Below are 15,621 nucleotides of genomic sequence, written 5' to 3'. Positions count from 1 at the left end.
CGGGTGGGGCTCTCAGCGGTGACCGTGCTCGGCGTCGACCGGCCCGGCGTGATCGCCGCGGTCACCGGTTCGCTCGCCGAATGCGGGGCGAACATCCAGGACTCGACCATGACGTTGCTCGGCGGTCATGTGGCGATGATGCTGCTGGTGTCGGGTGATCTGGATTCCGCCGAGCTGATGAGACGCCTGTGCGCGCCCGATCTCGTGGTGACCGCCTCGGCCATAGCGGCCAGCCGCCACTTCTGCGACGAGGGCTGGGGCCTGGGCTACGTGCTGACCGTGCACGGCCCCGACCGTCCCGGCATCATCTCCGCCATCAGCGCCGTGCTCGCGGCGGACGGCGGCAACATCACCGGGATGAGCACCCGGCTGACCGGGCGCCTCTACGTGCTGATCGCCGACGTCGAGCTGCCGAAGGAGGTGGACGTGGCGGCGCTCATGCGCAGGCTGGCCACCGTCGGCGCCGGCCTCGACTCCGAGATCACCTTCCGCCCCGTCGAACCGGACCTGTTGTGAGGGGAACCCCGCGTGAGGTGATCAGCGCCCCGCACCCCCTGCTGTCCGCCGAGGCGGCCGCGGTGGACCCGGCCGACCCCGGCGTGACGGCCGCGGCCGCCGATCTGCTGGCGACCCTGCGCCGAACGCCGTCCGCGACCGGGCTGGCCGCCCCCCAGATCGGCCTGAGCTTGCGGCTGATCGCCTTTGACGCCCGGCTCCACCCTCGGAGTCGATCGTGGGCCGGAGAGCTCGTCGTGGCCAATCCACGGCTCGTGAAGGCCTCCCACTGGGATCACGGGCGCGAGGGGTGCACCTCCATCAGGGGGTTGACGGCAGATGTCCTGCGGGCGACGCGTATCACCGTACATGGGCATTTGCCAGGCAGCGGCGAGCCCGTCACCATCGAAGCGGACGCGTTCGAAGCTCGCTGCATTCAGCACCAACTGGACCATCTGGACGGTCTACTCTTCTTGGGCAGAGTGTCGGGAGCACTATCACTTCACCGCAGACTTCACAGTTGTGACGCCTGATATGAAGTTGTGCTACTCGGAAGCATGGTCTGTTTCGTATGATTGCGGCGCCCCCGTAGCCCAATGGCAGAGGCAAACCCCTTAAAAGGGTTGACGTGCGGGTTCGAATCCCGCCGGGGGCACCTGCCATCTTCTTCGCCTTTAGGTCGTTGACCTGGAGGTTTACCGCGATCGTCCGGTAGGCCCCGCTCTGCTGTTCACGGCCGATATCGAGTTGTTACGCACCTGCGCTCTCCTCGGCTACTCAGAGGTGCTCAGACGGTGACAGAGAGCCCGGTCGAGGGCTCCGCCGAGAGGGCGAGTATGCTCTCCCGTGCAGGTTGCCGACTCGTTTGAGTTTCGGCTTCCCGCCATATTGACAAGCGGCGGGGTTTCTGCCGTCTTCGCCGTTCTCGGAATGTTTCTTTCCGTGAATGCTTGACTACGCTTTACTACCGGCCTTTTCGCATGGGAAAACATGTGGAGGACGACTCGGGCGGCGAGCGGCGGCGCGTCCCGGCATCCGGCCAGGACACTCCCGGTGACCTTGGGAACTTCCGGTGCCGCACGTTCGTTGGCGATGGAGCCGAAGTCCCGAATAAACATCGATCTGAGCGTCGGTTGACCAAGGTGGCGGTGCGCCCCGTAGGCTCGTCGTCACAGGAGGCAGCGATGGAGAGCAAGAACCCCGTATTCAGCCGGTCGCGGCAGCAAGCCGGGGGGTGGGCAGGACCCACCCCGTCGCCCGACCAGTTGCAGAACATGTACGACTCGCCGTCGTACGCACCCCCGTCCCGGCCCGCGCAACGGACCATGACCCTCGACGACGTCGTGGTGCGGGGCTTCCTCACCCTTGGCGCGCTCGTCGTGGCCGCGGCCGCCGCGTGGATACTCAACGTCCCGCCCATGATCGCCATCGGCGCCGCCATCGTCGCGTTGGTCCTGGGACTGATCGCCTCGTTCACGCAGAGCACCAACCCGGCGCTCATCCTGGCGTACGCGGTCTTCCAGGGCGTCTTCCTCGGCAAGATCAGCTCCGTCTTCGAGGGCATGATCAGCGGCATCGTGCTGCAGGCGGTCCTGGGCACGGCATTCGCGTTCGGCGCGGTGCTGACCGTCTATTCCCTGCGCATCATCCGTGTCACACCGAAGCTGGTGAAGTTCGGCCTCGCCGCCGGCATCGCGGCCATCGGGCTGCTGCTCGTGAACATGATCGTCGGCCTCTTCAACGACGGCGGCCTCGGTCTGCGCACCGACAGCCCCATCGGCTGGGCCTTCAGCATCGTCATGATCCTGATCGGCTGCTTCTTCCTCCTGCTCGACTTCGACTCGATCGAGCAGGGCGTCAAGCAGGGCGCTCCGGAGAAGTTCGCCTGGCAGTGCGCCTTCGGTCTCACGCTGAGCCTGGTCTGGATCTACCTCGAGGTGCTGCGGTTCGTCAGCTATTTCAGTAGTAGCGACTGATCGTTCACACCCGCGTAACCATCGAGGGCCTCGCCGTTCCGGCGGGGCCCTCTCCCTGTGCGACCGAAAATCTACGTGCCGTCACGAAATCCTGCCTGCTTGAGGGGTTGCCATCTGGGCGATGGTGTTGCAGGGTCGAGCAAAGGACCCTGTATTCGCGGAGGTGCCCATGTCCTTGAACCACTCACCGGAGACGCAGACGAAGCTGATCGCAAGAGTCCCAACTATAACGGGACGCGAACTCCCAGAGTGGTTTCAAGCCATCGACAACGGCCCGGCTTTCCTCAGGTGTGACGAGCGGGCCAACTGGCTCGCCGACGAGCACGGGCTGACCCACGGCTACGCTGCTGCGATCGTGCACGAGCACGAGCGGCACCGCCGTAACCGTATGGGCTTCATCTAGGCCCATCCCGCCCACGCGCCCGCGCTGCTTCAAGCGCGGGCGCGTCATCATGGGGGAATGGACCTCGACAAGGCACTCGGCTTCCTCCGCACCCACCACCGCGCCATCCTCCTGACCAGACATCGCGACGGGCGCCCGCAGATGTCCCCCGTACTGGCCGGCGTCGAAGGCAGCGCCGCCATCGTCAGCACCAGGGAGACGGCTGCCAAGGTCCGCAACATCCGCCGCGATCCGCACGTCTCCCTCTGCGTCTTCACGGACGCCTTCTTCGGCGACTGGCTCCAACTGGACGGCACCGCCGAGATCATCCCCCTCCCCGACGCGATGGATCATCTGGTCGCCTACTACCGGGACATCTCGGGGGAGCATCCCGACTGGGACGACTACCGTGCCGCCATGCTCCGCGAGCATCGCGTGATCCTCCGCATCACACCAACCCACGCCGGCCCCGACCGTCACGGCTAGCCCCCGCCCCGCCTCTAGTTGCCGGGGCCTTCCTTTCTTCCGTTACGGCAAGCCACCTCCCCCCAGTCGCCGCACGTGGCAGAGGGCCTCCAGGGGAACGGCCGCTGACCGGATGACGGTGGCTCGCCGCTACGCGAGCCCACGTTGCCCGAGTTCCGTGGCCCGCCCTGGGGTCCGCCCGTCCCATAGCGCCGATCCCCGCCGTCCCACATCCCGCCGTCTCGGCGCGGGGAAGGCCACCCGCCCACCGCACTTGGGCGCCGACGCCCAAGTGCCCCCAGTGGCGGCTGGGGGGACTTGGGGCTTGCTGTGACGAAGAAGGCGGGCCCGCCATGTGCGGGGCACGATTCAGGAGAGGCGTTCGAGGATCATTGCCATGCCCTGGCCGCCGCCTACGCACATCGTCTCAAGGCCGATGGACTTGTCGTGGTGGTGGAGGCTGCTGATCAGGGTGGAGGTGATGCGCGCGCCCGTCATTCCGAACGGGTGCCCCACGGCGATCGCGCCTCCGTTCACGTTGAGCCGTTCCAGGGGAATGCCCAGATCCCGGTAAGAGGGGATCACCTGTGCCGCGAACGCCTCGTTGATTTCGACGAGGTCCACGTCGTCGATGGCCATCCCGGCTCGCGCGAGCGCCTGCTTGCTGGCCTCCACCGGGCCCAGGCCCATGATCTCCGGGGACAGCCCGGTGACGCCCGTGGACACGATCCGCGCCAGCGGTGTGATTCCGAGTTCGGCGGCCTTGACGTCGCTCATCACGATCACGGCGGCGGCCCCGTCGTTCAGCGGGCAGCAGTTGCCGGCGGTGACGGTTCCGTCGGGGCGGAAGGCCGGGGCCAGGGTGGCGACCTTCTCGTACGTCGTGCCCGCTCTGGGCCCGTCGTCCTTGCTCACCACGCTGCCGTCGGGCATGGTCACCGGCGTGATGTCCTTCTGCCAGAACCCGTCGGCCAGCGCCTTCTCGGCCAGGTTCTGCGACCGGACCCCGAATTCGTCCTGGTCTTTGCGCGTGATGCCCTTGAGTTGGGCGAGGTTCTCGGCGGTCTGCCCCATGGCGATGTAGATGTCGGGGACGTCGCCGTCCTCGCGGGGGTCGTGCCAGGTCTGTCCGCCTTCGGTGAACTTCTGGGTGCGTGCCAGCGCGTCCAGGAAGACCGGGTTGTGCGTCTCGGGGAGCGAGTCGGAGCTCCCTTTGACGAAGCGGGAGACGGTCTCGACCCCGGCCGAGACGAACACGTCGCCTTCGCCGGCCTTGATCGCGTGGAAGGCCATCCGGGTCGTCTGCAGCGAGGAGGAGCAGTAGCGCGTCACGGTGGTGCCGGGCACGTTGTCGAGCCCGAGCATCACCGACACCACCCGGGCCATGTTGAACCCCTGCTCGCCGCCGGGCAGCCCGCACCCCAGCATGATGTCGTCGATGGTCGACGGGTCGAGCTGGGGCACTTTGGCCAGCGCCGCCTGGATCATCTGCACGGTCAGGTCGTCGGGGCGGATGTCCTTGAGCGAGCCCTTGAAGGCCCGTCCGATCGGGGAACGCGCGGTCGCGACGATGACTGCCTCGGGCATGGCTCCTCCTTGGTCGGCGCTAATAGTAGAACTATATTCCAGTCCTTCCCGCAAGCGCTCAATGGGGCAGACTCACCCGTACATACCCGGAACGGTGGCGACATGGTCGTTGAGGGCGTGGATGCCGCCCTTCTCGTCCCGCCACAGCCGCCACCCCTCCTGGCTCCCGGTGAACCACGGCGGCGGCGTCGTGGCCCCCGCGACCCGCTTGCCGGTGCCGAGGTCGTACTCGCAGATGGCGGCCGTGGAGTAGAAGCCGGGCGCCTGCCCGCGCAGCGGCAGCGGCTTGGGGTCGGTGACGCAGAAGGACCAGCCGCGCTCCTCCTTGGCGGGCACGGGTTTGCCGGAGACGATGTCGAACGCGGTGCCGGTGGCGTTGTGCTTGAGGAAGCCGAGCTTGTCCATCCGGTCGGGGAAGGCCAGCCACCAGCCGGACCCCGGCACGTCGGAGGCGGTGACCTGGCCGATCACCCGCCCGGTCACCGCGTCGAGCCGGGCGAACCCGCCGTAGGCGCCCTGACGGTCGACCGGACGGACGACCGGGGCGAAGCCGGGGCTGCCGCTGGGGTAGACGCGGACGACCGAGGGCCGCATCCAGTTGATCGTCCCGTCGCCGATCTTGACGGAGAAGAGGCCGAAGGTGGAGATCTTCTTCGTCTGGGGGTTGGTGTAGGGGGCGACGTAGCCGACGAGGTTCTCGCCCGCCACGCCGAACGCCCACCCGCCCGACATGTCGATGCCCGGCCCCAGAGCCTGCTCGATCGGCTGCTGCCACTGGAGTTTGCCGGTCTTGAGCTCGTACGACTCGACCATGGGGTTGGCGGCCAGCCTGAGCAGCAGGACCCGGCCCTGGCCGGCCCACTCGACCTCGGAGATGCCCGGCAGCTTCCACAGGAGCTTGCCCGTGGCCGGCTCCAGCACCACCATGCGGGCCTTGGACAGGGCGGTGTGCTCCGACATGCAGACGTAGGGGCCGCAGCGCTGGGGGCCGAACGTCGAATGCACCGGCCTCGTCCACTTCTGCACGCCCGTGTGGGCGTCGCGGGCGACGAGGGTGGCCTTCCACTGGCCCTTCTTGGCCGGGTCGAGCGCGACGACCACCCCCTCGCCCCGCGACGTCTCGACGACCGCGGGCGCGGAGACGCCCATGCCGGGCAGGCGGCCAGCCATCGTGGCCGGGTGGGCCCACAGTCGTTTGCCGTCGGCCAGGCCGGCGGCGACCGTCTCCAGCGTGCCGTCGGGCTTCATCGAGGTGACCGCGACGATCCCGGCTGCGGCCGCCATCCGGCTGACCGCGTTGACCTGGGAGTTGTGCCAGGCGGGGAAGGCCGAGGTGGCCGCGTCGCTGCCGGAGCAGGAGGCTACGGCGAGGGTTCCGGCGAGGGCGACGGATGTGGTCCAGAGGGGCCGGAGCACAGGCAATCCACTCCAAAGAGTACGGGGAGTGGCGGCTTCGGCTCGGAGGGTGACCGGCGGGGAGCGTGATCGGACGCACGCCGAGCCGTCAGGCGTCGTCGAGCGTCTCGCCGAGCCGTCGTCGGAGCAACGTCACCCACTTCCCGTGCAGGCCCGTCGTCCGCCCGTCGACCCGGGTCGCGGTGACCTCGGTGCCGGGCTCCTCCGCGGCCGTGGCCGCCGCGAGGTAAATCGGTTGCAGTGCTTCGCCGCGTGCGGACTGCGGCTCAGGCCACAGCCCCAACGCAGCGCACACTGACGGTAGCACCGCGTAAGCGGCCTGCGCGTAACCTCGGTCAGATGGATGGAAACGATCGGGTCCGAACATTTCTGTCGGGTTTGTATCGAATGCGGGCCCCAGGACGTCGGCGAACGCCACCGTCCGCCCGCCCGCGTCCACGACCGCGACCGTCTGCGCGGCGGCGAGCTGGCGGCTCCAGCGCCGCGTCACCCAGCGCAGCGGCTGCGCGATCGGCCGCACGGTGCCGAGGTCGGGGCAGGTGCCCACGACCACCTCGACGCCCGCGTCCCGCAGCCGCCGCACGGCCTTGGTCAGATGTCGTACGGCGACCGCCGGCGGCGTCTGCGTGATGATGTCGTTGGCCCCCACGAAGATCACCGCCACGTCGGGCTCCATCGCCAGCGCCAGGTCCACCTGCTCGCCCAGCTCGGCCGAGGGCGCGCCCGACTTGCCCGCCACGAGCAGGCGGACCGGGCGCTCGGCGACCGCGGCCAGGCCGTTTGCGAGGATGACGCCAGGCGTGTGACGGGGGTCGGTCATGCCGAGGCCGACGGACGTGGAGTCGCCGAGCATCGCCATCCTGATCGGCTCACCGGAGAAGTCGCCGTAGGCGCCGTCGGACGGCGGGCCGTCCAGCCCGTGCGGCTGGCCGATGGCCTTGCGCGCGAGCAGGCCCTCCGCGATCAGCAGGCCGTATGCCGTGGCTCCGAGAGCCGTGAGCCCGCCCCCTCCGAGCGCGGCCGCGGTCGCGATCTTCCGCGCCGCGCGCGCCATACCCGCTGGCCAGACCACGCAATACCCTCCCTGGTCGAAGTCGGCGGTAGCGTTTGCTTGAAAAGTAGCCGAGGGCCTGCCACCCCCACTGGATCTCGGCCATGGGCAAGCTGATCAAGCTTCGGCAAAGAAGGTGAACACCTCGGTGCGCGTTTACGATTCCCTGGTCGAATTGATGGGCAACACGCCGCTCGTCAGGCTCCACAATGTCAGCGCGGGGGTGCCCGCTCAGGTGCTCGCCAAGGTCGAGTACTTCAACCCGGGCGGGTCGGTGAAAGACCGCATCGCCGCACGCATGATCGAGGCCGCGGAGGCGTCCGGCGAGCTGCGGCCCGGCGGCGTGATCGTCGAGCCGACCTCCGGCAACACCGGCGTCGGCCTGGCCATCGTGGCCCAGAAGAAGGGCTACCGGTGCCTGTTCGTGGTGCCCGACAAGGTGGCTCAGGACAAGATCGCGGTGCTGCGCGCGTACGGGGCGGAGGTCGTCGTCTGCCCGACCGCCGTCTCGCCTGAGCACCCCGACTCCTACTACTCGGTCTCCGACCGGCTGGCCCGCGAGGTTGCGGGCGCTTGGAAGCCCGATCAGTACTCCAATGTCAACAATCCCGACTCCCACTACCATTCCACCGGCCCGGAGGTGTGGGAGCAGACCGAGGGCAGGGTCACCCACTTCGTCGCGGGCATCGGCACGGGCGGCACGATCAGCGGCACCGGGCGTTACCTCAAAGAGGTGTCCGACGGGCGGGTCAAGATCATCGGGGCTGACCCCGAGGGCTCGGTGTATTCCGGCGGCTCCGGGCGTCCCTACCTGGTGGAGGGCGTCGGCGAGGACATCTGGCCGGCCACGTATGACACCAAGATCTGCGACGAGATCATCGCGGTGTCCGACAAGGACTCCTTCACCATGACCCGCAGGCTCGCCCGCGAGGAGGGGCTGCTGGTCGGCGGCTCCTGCGGCATGGCCGTCGTGGCGGCGCTGCGGGTGGCGGCCAAGGGCACGCCCGACGACGTGATCGTCGTGCTGCTGCCCGACGGCGGCCGAGGCTACCTGTCCAAGATCTTCAACGACGACTGGATGGCCGACTACGGCTTCCTGACCACCACCTCCGACGAGGGGCTGGTCGGTGACGTGCTGTCGCGCAAGAGGCCGGGGCTGCCGGAGTTCGTGCACGCGCATCCGCACGAGTCGGTCGGCACGGCCATCTCGATCATGCGCGAGTACTCGGTGTCGCAGCTCCCGGTCATGAAGGAGGAGCCGCCCGTCATGGCGGCCGAGGTGATCGGCTCGATCGTCGAGCGCGACCTCCTGGAGGGCCTCTACCACAGGCGACTGTCCGCTGATGACCCGATCTCTGAGCACATGTCCGCGCCGCTACCCACGATCGGCAGTGGTGAACCTGTGGCGCGTGCGGTCGAAGCGCTGGAAAAGGCGGATGCGGCCGTGGTGCTGGAAGACGGCAAACCCTCCGGGCTGATCACCCGCCAGGACCTGCTCGCCTTCCTGGCGAACCACTGACGCCCTGGGAGGAGCCGCCGGCGTCCGGCAGCGGGAACTCGGCGACGACCTCCCAGGCACCCTCGCGCGACGGGCCCGCGTACAGCCTGCCGCCCAGCGCCTCGACCCGCTCGGCCATCCCGACCAGCCCGAACCCGCCGCCGAGGCGGGAGACCCGAGGATCCGACGAGGCGCCGAAATTGCGCACCCGCAGCACCACCACCTTCTCGTGGCGCCGCAGGTCCGCCTCCACCCAGGCGGTGCGGGAGGCGTGCTTGCGGATGTTCGTCAGCGACTCCTGGAGCACCCGGTGCAGGGTGGTCATGACCTCGGGCGCCAGCGTGCGATCGTCGAGGCCCTGCCCGATCTCGAACGCCACCTTCGGCCCGTCGGCGGAGAAACGTTCGGTCAGCAGCCGCAGGTCGGTCAGGGTGACGCCGGGCTTGCGGGCCGCGTCGTCCTCGGTGCGCAGCACGGTGACCATGCGCCGCATCGAGGTCAGGGCCTCCGACCCGGCCGTGGCGATCGCCTCGAGCGCCGGCGCGACGGCCTCCGGCCTGGTCTCCGCGACCGTGCGGGCCGCCTGGGCCTGGACCACGATGCCGGTGATGTGGTGGGCGACCAGGTCGTGCAGCTCCCGGGCCAGCTCAAGCCGTTCAGAACGCCGTACGGAATGGACGGCCTCCGTGCGGCGCTCCTGCTGGAAGCGCAGGTAGCCGCCGACCCCCGCGGCCATCGACCACCCCGCGAACAGCAGGAACGCGAACGCCAGTCCGGTGTCGTTGTAGTCGCGGCTGAAGGCCTCCGTCATCAGGACGACGAGGGTCACGCACGCGAGCGCCGCCGCCTTGCGTACCGGCTCGATGTGGCGCAGCACCCCGATGAGCAGCACGAGCAGCGCGCCCGTCTCCGCCATGCCGGGCGCGCCCTTGAGCCCGGAGCCCCCGGTCAGCGTGGAGACCACGAACGACAGGGCCAGCAGGAAGGTGAACCACTCCAGCCGGCGCCTGCGCCTGAACAGCACGGCGGCGATGCCGACCACGCCGCAGATCGGCACGAGCCACTGCACGCCCCCGGTGACGCCGGCGAGCACGAGGTCGAGCATCAGCATCATGCCCAGCCAGCCGACCATCGCGATCTCGCTCAGCCGCCGGATCCAGTAGACGACGCGTTGGGAATCCGCCACGCCACGAGCCTAGGCCGGAAGTCGGACAAGTCGTATCCACCGTTCGGCCGAGGGGGATCGCCGCAGACCAGCCCTTCAGCGGAGGCGGCGCCGGGGGCCTGTCGCCGATGCTGGGATGTGTCGGAAGGGGAGAGAAATGTTGGCCATCGGGTTCGCGTTGCTGGGTGTCGGGCTGATCGTCGGGGTGCTGCTCGCGGTGGCCGACCCCGTGCTGCTTTCCCGCATCAACGGGGAAGACGCGCAGGGCGGCAGCGGACGCTTCGTCAGGGCGGACGTGGTACGCCTCCCGCCCAGGACGGGAGACGACCGCCGCCGACCCAAGGCGGCCTGACGGGCTCTTGAGGACCTGGCTCGCGCGGGCATGGCGCGCGGGCCACTACGGGCGGCCGTTGGGGGACGGCGTCCGTGAGCGGCCCGCGATCCGGAGGGGACCGGATCGCGGGCCGACTTCCGTTAACGTGGCCTTTATGAGCAACGGTTTTGAAACCCTGGCCATTCACGCAGGTCAGGAGCCCGACCCGCTGACTGGCGCGGTCGTGCCACCCATCTACGCCACCTCCACATACAAGCAGGACGGCGTGGGCGGGCTGCGTTCCGGATATGAGTACAGCCGCTCGGCCAACCCCACCAGGACCGCGCTCGAAGAGGCGCTGGCGGCGGTGGAGGGCGGGACGCGCGGGCTCGCGTTCGCATCGGGGCTGGCCGCCGAGGACGCGCTGCTGCGTGCCGTGTGCCGCCCGCAGGACCACGTGATCATCCCGAACGACGCCTACGGCGGGACCTACCGGCTGTTCGCCAAGGTCTACGAGCACTGGGGCCTGCACTACGACCCGGTGCCGCTGCACGACCTCGACGCCGTCGCCGCCGCCATGACGCAGAAGACCAAGGTCATCTGGGTCGAGACGCCCACCAACCCGCTGCTCGGCATCGCCGACATCGCCGCGCTGGCCCGGATGGCCCACGACAACGAGGCGCTGCTGGTCGTGGACAACACCTTCGCCTCGCCGTACCTGCAGCAGCCCCTGTCCCTGGGGGCCGACGTCGTCGTGCACTCCACCACCAAGTACGTCGGCGGGCACTCCGACGTGGTCGGCGGGGCGCTGGTCGTCGCCGACAGGGGGCTGGGGGAGGAGCTCGCCTACCACCAGAACGCGATGGGGGCGGTGGCGGGGCCGTTCGACTCCTGGCTGACGCTGCGCGGCCTCAAGACCCTCGGCATCCGCATGGACCGCCACTGTGACAACGCCGAACGCGTCGTCGACCTCCTCCTCGCGCACCCGCGCGTCACTCAGGTGCTCTACCCGGGGCTGCCCGAGCACGCGGGGCACGAGGTGGCGGCCAAGCAGATGAGGCGGTTCGGGGGGATGGTGTCGTTCCGGGTCGCGGGCGGCGAGGCCGAGGCCGTGGAGGTCTGCAACCGGGCCAAGCTCTTCACGCTCGGGGAGTCGCTCGGCGGGGTGGAGTCGCTGATCGAGCACCCCGGCCGGATGACGCACGCCTCGGCGGCAGGGTCGCCGCTGGAGGTGCCTGAAGACCTGGTGCGGCTCTCGGTCGGCATCGAGACCATCGACGACCTGCTCGCCGACCTCACCCAGGCCTTGGCCTAGCGCAGGGCCACGATCGGCCCGGCACGCCGCGACCCGGTGCGACCGAAACCGGCGGCGATGCGGCCGGGACCGGCCTGGTTCGGGGACGGCTGTGGCGCGGCCCCGAACCAGGCGCGGGAACCAGGACCGGAAAGGGACCGGAACCAGGGCCGGAACCGGCTCGATCAGGGATCGATCCGGGCGACTCAGCGCCCAGGCCATCGGGGATCAGGGGCCGGTTCTGGTCAGCGTGGGACGACCATCAGGAAGAGGATCACCAGCCAGATCACCGACAGCAGCCCGCTGATCGCGGCGATCCGCCCGATCTGCGCCTTCACGTCGTCCTCGGCGTTCTCGGTCGAGAGCACCCGGACGGCCGTGCGCAGGTCGCGGTCGATGAGGACGAGCAGTACGGCGGCCACGATGAACAACGTCATCGAGGCCGTCATGTACCACTTGCCGAGCACCCCGTTGCCCAAGGTCGCGCCGAGCGCCACCCCGAACACGAACACTCCGATGGAGCCCAGACTGTAGATCCTCGTCATGCGCTGGATGATCTGCAGTGCGGGCACGTTCTTGTTGCGGATGACACGCGGCGCGGTCATGGTCGCGGCGGTCACTGGTCCGATCGTGAAGATCGCGAAGCCGATGTGCAGCCAGAGAAGCAGGGACGACATGCCGCCGAGACTAGTCCCCGGCGATCTCGATAGATGACTCGACACTCTCTTTGCTCTTCTCAGAGCAGCGCATGATCAGCTCGGTGGCCACCACGGCGACGACCATCAGCACGATGAGGAGAACCGCGGCAATCATAGGAACCCCTCCTTCCCCGTCTCGGACGTAAATATCGTCCGTAATGACTAGACGGTCGTGCAACGGAATAAGTTCGCCGCCGGTAAGGTTGTTAACCGTTCCTTTTTCCTTACCGTTAGGGCACAAGGGGGTGCCGTCCGTGGCCATCAGGCACGTCGAGCCGTACACCGACGAGTGGCTGCAGCAACCGATCAGCTACGTGCGCCAAGTCGTGGGCCTGCTCGGAGTCGAAGTGTCGGAATGGTGGGAGGGCCCCTGCGATCCGCGCGACGCCACACTCCGGCTGACCGACGGAAACGCCCTCGTGTGGGACGAGGAGAGCGGCTGGCGTCTCGGCGGCTTCGTCTCGGGCGCCCGGGGCCGGCACACCGAGCTGACCGGCGTCCGCTACCTCGGCCACGGCCTCCTGCCCAAACCGGAGCGCGTCCCCCCGGCCCTCCACGACGCCAGGGCCGGGGTCGGAGCCAGTTCGGCCTGGCGCCCCTGCTACCGCTCCCACCGCAACTGCCGCGACGGCTTCGACGTCGCCCTCGACTTCTACTCCCGCTTCATCGACGTCTGACCCCGACAGCCCGGGCTTCTGGCCGAACGTCCGCGAAAGAGGATCTTGGACGGTACGCTGCCCGGTGCCCTCTTCGTGAGCGCGGGAGCTCCAAACCCTGGTCTACGGGGTGTCGCGGAGCACCAGCATGATGTGTTCGTCGTCGCCGTGCTGGACGACGCCTTCCCGCCGGAACCCGTGCCGCTCCAGCAGCCGCACAGAAGCCGTGTTGCCGCCGAACGGATCGGCGTACAGGGGCCGTGTCTTCTCCGCGGCCAGGAAGAGCCTCAGGGCCTCGGTGCCGATGCCGCGGCCCCAGAAGGCGCGGCCGAACACGTAGCCGATGAAGCGCCGATCGTGCTCCCACCAGGCCACGACGTTGCCGGCCAGCTCGTCGCCGACCATGACCGCCTGGACGAAGACGGTCGGGTCGTCGAGGATCTGCCTCTCCCAGTGGCGCATGAAGCGCTCGCGCTCCCGTGGCGGGAACTTCGACCTTCTGGCGACCTCCGGGTCGTGCTCGTGCTCCAGGAACGCCTCCAGGTCGGCCTCTACCACGTCCCTCAGCCGCACGGTTTCGCTCATGCCCGGAGTCTGCCAGGTAGCACCGACAAAACCCGCTCAGCGGGCGCGACGCAGGCGGAGGAAGTCGCTGACCACGTACTCGCCGAGCCGTTCCGCGCTGGGCGAGAACACCCGGCCGCCGTTGCGCCGGGCCACCTCGTCCACGAACTCCTTCAGCCGTTCGTCGCCCGCCAGCATGAAGATGTTGATCGTGGCCCGCCGCCGCGTCATCTTGTCGACCTCCGACAGCGTGAGCTCCAGCGTCTCGTGCGAGGGCGGCCACTCGAACGCCGACCTGCCGTTGCGCATGAGGTGGGCGGTCGGCTCCCCGTCGGTGACGCACAGGACGACCGGCTCGAAGTCGGGGTGGCGGTCGAGGTGGCGGCCGGCGATGAGGAGGGCGTGGTGCAGGTTGGTGCCCTGGACCATGTCCCAGTCGAGGCCGGCCAGTTCGTCGGGTTGCAGCACCCTGGCGTAGTTGGAGAAGCCGATGATCTGGACGGCGTCCTGCGGGAACTTGGAGGCCACGAGGGCCTGCAGGGCCAGGGCCGTCTGCTTGGCCGACGCCCAGGTGCCGCGCAGGGCCATCGAGTACGACAGGTCCACCAGGAGGCAGACGGCGGCGGCGCTGCGGCGTTCGGTCTCGGCCACCTCGAAGTCGTCCACGGACAGGCGCACGGCCGTGCCTGCGCCGCCGCCTCCGGGCACGATGCCGCCGCTGCGGACGCCGTTGACCAGGGTGCGCACCACGTCGATCGGCTGTTCGTCCCCGAAGCGCCACGGCCGGGACGAGCCCGTGAGCTCGCCGGCGGCGCCCGCGTCGTGCTGGTCGTGGTCGCCGCGCCGTCCGGCGTCGAGCGAGGAGAACACCCGGCGCAGCGCCGTCTCGCCGAGCCTGCGGACGGCCTTGGGCGTGAGCTCCAGCTTGCCTCGGCGGCGCAGCAGGTAGCCCTGCTCCTCCAGTTCGCGTTCGATGCGCTTGAGCGCCTCCAGGTCGTCGACCGCGGAACGGCCGAGCGCGCGGCGTACGGCGGCCTCGTCGATGTCGTCGAGCCTGGCGCCGGGGTAGTCCTGGCGCAGCGCGGTTTCGAGCTGGGTGAGGTCGGCCAGCTCCTCCAGGGCGGTGACGGCGTCGCCCATGCCCAGGGGCTCCTCGCCGGTGAGGCGTTCTGGGGCGTTCCAGGCCAGGTCGGGGCGGCGGGCGTAGAGGGACTCGCCGAGCCGGCGCATCTGGTCGGCCAGACCGGCCTGTTCGAGGGTCTGGTTCATGAGGCCCGCGAGCTCTTCGCGCTGGCGCGGGGTCATCGAGGCCAGCATGCGCTGGGTGGCGGCGGCGCGGCGGGCCAGGATGTCGACGAGCTCGTCGAGGGTGCGCGGCTTTTCAGGGAAAAGATCACTATATTTCGCCATGAAGGCGTCGAAGTCGTCCTGCGTGTGCTCGCCCCGGGAGTCCCTGTCCAGCATGTCGTTCAGGTCCGCCATCATCTGGCGGACGCGCTCCATGGCCTCGGGATCGGGATTGGCCAGCGCGTCCCGCAGACCCCTGAACTGGCTGTCCAGGACCTCGCGCCGCAGCAGGTCGCGCAGCTCCTGGAAGGTCTGCCGCGCCGCCGACGAGCGCCACTCGTACGTGCTCAGCTCCTGGATGGCGCCGGCCGTGTCCTCGGGCAGCGCGTCGAGCTCGGACTCCCGCAGCCGCGCGTCGTCGGACGGATCGGGGAACAACTCGGCCCGCTCCTGCCCGATGGCCTTGTCGAGCAGCGCCCGAGCCTTCTCCAGCGTGCCGTCAAGCCGCCCGCGTTCGCGCAGGTCACGGCGGCGCCTGCGGACCTCCTTGAGCATGTCGTCGAGGCCCCGGCGGTCGGCGGCGCCGGGCAGGCCGCGCTTGAGCAGGTCGCGCAGCGCGTGGACGGGCGTCGAGCCGGAAAGGATCGCATCGCCCATCTCGTCGAGAGCCGCCCGCACGTCGTAGGGGGGCGCGAGGGGGTCGGGGCCGTCGTGGTACTCGCCATAGCGAAAGGCCATCACGAAACCACGCTAACGCGAGAACCCCGTCCACGC

At 69.3% G+C, this 15,621-nt stretch carries 17 protein-coding genes and 1 tRNA gene; 10 read left to right on the top strand and 8 right to left on the bottom strand.

Annotated features, from left to right (window positions below; translation table 11 throughout):
* The first annotated feature begins 3 nt into the window (after positions 1-3).
* The 6 genes from ACFOY2_RS13790 to ACFOY2_RS13765 all read left to right on the top strand — a co-directional run bounded on the left by ACFOY2_RS13790 (position 4) and on the right by ACFOY2_RS13765 (position 3,339).
* A complete protein-coding gene (locus ACFOY2_RS13790; RefSeq protein WP_379528372.1) occupies positions 4-516 on the top strand; it encodes a glycine cleavage system protein R in 513 nt (170 codons plus the stop codon).
* The gene (locus tag ACFOY2_RS13785; RefSeq protein WP_379528371.1) at positions 513-1,028 is read left to right on the top strand and encodes a peptide deformylase; all 516 of its coding nucleotides are present in this window, start codon (positions 513-515) and stop codon (positions 1,026-1,028) included. Before ACFOY2_RS13790 ends, ACFOY2_RS13785 begins: the two co-directional genes overlap by 4 nt.
* Positions 1,029-1,077: 49 nt before the next feature.
* Positions 1,078-1,150 (top strand) — tRNA-Leu (locus ACFOY2_RS13780).
* Between the two features lie 529 nt (positions 1,151-1,679).
* The gene (locus tag ACFOY2_RS13775) at positions 1,680-2,471 is read left to right on the top strand and encodes a Bax inhibitor-1/YccA family protein (RefSeq protein ID WP_379528370.1); all 792 of its coding nucleotides are present in this window, start codon (positions 1,680-1,682) and stop codon (positions 2,469-2,471) included.
* Positions 2,472-2,640: 169 nt separating this feature from the next.
* Positions 2,641-2,874, top strand: coding sequence for a DUF4287 domain-containing protein (locus ACFOY2_RS13770; protein ID WP_043628756.1), 234 nt, complete (start codon positions 2,641-2,643; stop codon positions 2,872-2,874).
* 57 nt (positions 2,875-2,931) lie between these two features.
* On the top strand, positions 2,932-3,339 hold the full coding sequence (locus tag ACFOY2_RS13765; protein ID WP_379528369.1) for a PPOX class F420-dependent oxidoreductase: 408 nt from the start codon (positions 2,932-2,934) through the stop codon (positions 3,337-3,339).
* Between the two features lie 348 nt (positions 3,340-3,687).
* Here ACFOY2_RS13765 and ACFOY2_RS13760 read toward each other — a convergent pair whose 3' ends face one another.
* The 3 genes from ACFOY2_RS13760 to ACFOY2_RS13750 all read right to left on the bottom strand — a co-directional run bounded on the left by ACFOY2_RS13760 (position 3,688) and on the right by ACFOY2_RS13750 (position 7,393).
* Positions 3,688-4,905 (bottom strand): acetyl-CoA C-acetyltransferase, encoded by a 1,218-nt coding sequence (locus ACFOY2_RS13760; RefSeq protein WP_379528368.1) that lies wholly within the window; start codon positions 4,903-4,905, stop codon positions 3,688-3,690.
* A 72-nt stretch (positions 4,906-4,977) separates the two neighbouring features.
* Complete coding sequence (locus ACFOY2_RS13755; RefSeq protein ID WP_379528367.1) at positions 4,978-6,321, bottom strand: hypothetical protein; 1,344 nt, start codon at positions 6,319-6,321, stop codon at positions 4,978-4,980.
* Between the two features lie 88 nt (positions 6,322-6,409).
* The gene (locus ACFOY2_RS13750) at positions 6,410-7,393 is read right to left on the bottom strand and encodes an SGNH/GDSL hydrolase family protein (protein WP_379528366.1); all 984 of its coding nucleotides are present in this window, start codon (positions 7,391-7,393) and stop codon (positions 6,410-6,412) included.
* Between the two features lie 127 nt (positions 7,394-7,520).
* Here ACFOY2_RS13750 and ACFOY2_RS13745 point away from each other — a divergent pair, with 127 nt between their 5' ends.
* Positions 7,521-8,891 carry a cystathionine beta-synthase gene (locus tag ACFOY2_RS13745; RefSeq protein ID WP_379528365.1) on the top strand — a complete coding sequence of 457 codons (1,371 nt, stop codon included), beginning with the start codon at positions 7,521-7,523 and terminating at the stop codon, positions 8,889-8,891.
* Here ACFOY2_RS13745 and ACFOY2_RS13740 read toward each other — a convergent pair.
* The gene (locus ACFOY2_RS13740) at positions 8,851-10,056 is read right to left on the bottom strand and encodes a sensor histidine kinase (RefSeq protein WP_379528364.1); all 1,206 of its coding nucleotides are present in this window, start codon (positions 10,054-10,056) and stop codon (positions 8,851-8,853) included. The two genes, ACFOY2_RS13745 and ACFOY2_RS13740, sit on opposite strands and share 41 nt — an antisense overlap.
* A gap of 136 nt (positions 10,057-10,192) precedes the next feature.
* Here ACFOY2_RS13740 and ACFOY2_RS13735 point away from each other — a divergent pair, with 136 nt between their 5' ends.
* Positions 10,193-10,387 carry a hypothetical protein gene (locus ACFOY2_RS13735; RefSeq protein ID WP_379528363.1) on the top strand — a complete coding sequence of 65 codons (195 nt, stop codon included), beginning with the start codon at positions 10,193-10,195 and terminating at the stop codon, positions 10,385-10,387.
* A gap of 136 nt (positions 10,388-10,523) precedes the next feature.
* Positions 10,524-11,663 (top strand): cystathionine gamma-synthase, encoded by a 1,140-nt coding sequence (locus ACFOY2_RS13730; RefSeq protein WP_379528362.1) that lies wholly within the window; start codon positions 10,524-10,526, stop codon positions 11,661-11,663.
* A 224-nt stretch (positions 11,664-11,887) separates the two neighbouring features.
* Here the strand turns inward: ACFOY2_RS13730 and ACFOY2_RS13725 are convergent, their stop codons facing one another.
* Together ACFOY2_RS13725 and ACFOY2_RS13720 are read right to left on the bottom strand one after the other, a co-directional pair.
* Positions 11,888-12,319, bottom strand: a complete 432-nt coding sequence (locus ACFOY2_RS13725) for a hypothetical protein (protein WP_379528361.1) — start codon at positions 12,317-12,319, stop codon at positions 11,888-11,890.
* A 10-nt stretch (positions 12,320-12,329) separates the two neighbouring features.
* Positions 12,330-12,455: a hypothetical protein gene (locus ACFOY2_RS13720; protein WP_379528360.1), complete on the bottom strand. Its 126-nt coding sequence runs from the start codon at positions 12,453-12,455 to the stop codon at positions 12,330-12,332.
* A gap of 139 nt (positions 12,456-12,594) precedes the next feature.
* Here ACFOY2_RS13720 and ACFOY2_RS13715 point away from each other — a divergent pair, with 139 nt between their 5' ends.
* Positions 12,595-13,017, top strand: coding sequence for a DUF6292 family protein (locus ACFOY2_RS13715; RefSeq protein WP_379528359.1), 423 nt, complete (start codon positions 12,595-12,597; stop codon positions 13,015-13,017).
* A gap of 102 nt (positions 13,018-13,119) precedes the next feature.
* On the opposite strand, the gene ACFOY2_RS13710 is transcribed toward ACFOY2_RS13715, so the two are convergent.
* Positions 13,120-13,581 carry a GNAT family N-acetyltransferase gene (locus ACFOY2_RS13710; RefSeq protein ID WP_379528358.1) on the bottom strand — a complete coding sequence of 154 codons (462 nt, stop codon included), beginning with the start codon at positions 13,579-13,581 and terminating at the stop codon, positions 13,120-13,122.
* A gap of 36 nt (positions 13,582-13,617) precedes the next feature.
* A complete protein-coding gene (locus tag ACFOY2_RS13705; RefSeq protein ID WP_379528357.1) occupies positions 13,618-15,585 on the bottom strand; it encodes a vWA domain-containing protein in 1,968 nt (655 codons plus the stop codon).
* Positions 15,586-15,621 lie beyond the last annotated feature (36 nt).

Source organism: Nonomuraea purpurea, assembly GCF_042650645.1.
Taxonomy (GTDB): Bacteria; Actinomycetota; Actinomycetes; order Streptosporangiales; family Streptosporangiaceae; genus Nonomuraea; species Nonomuraea purpurea.
This window is presented reverse-complemented; position numbering and strand designations above follow the sequence as displayed.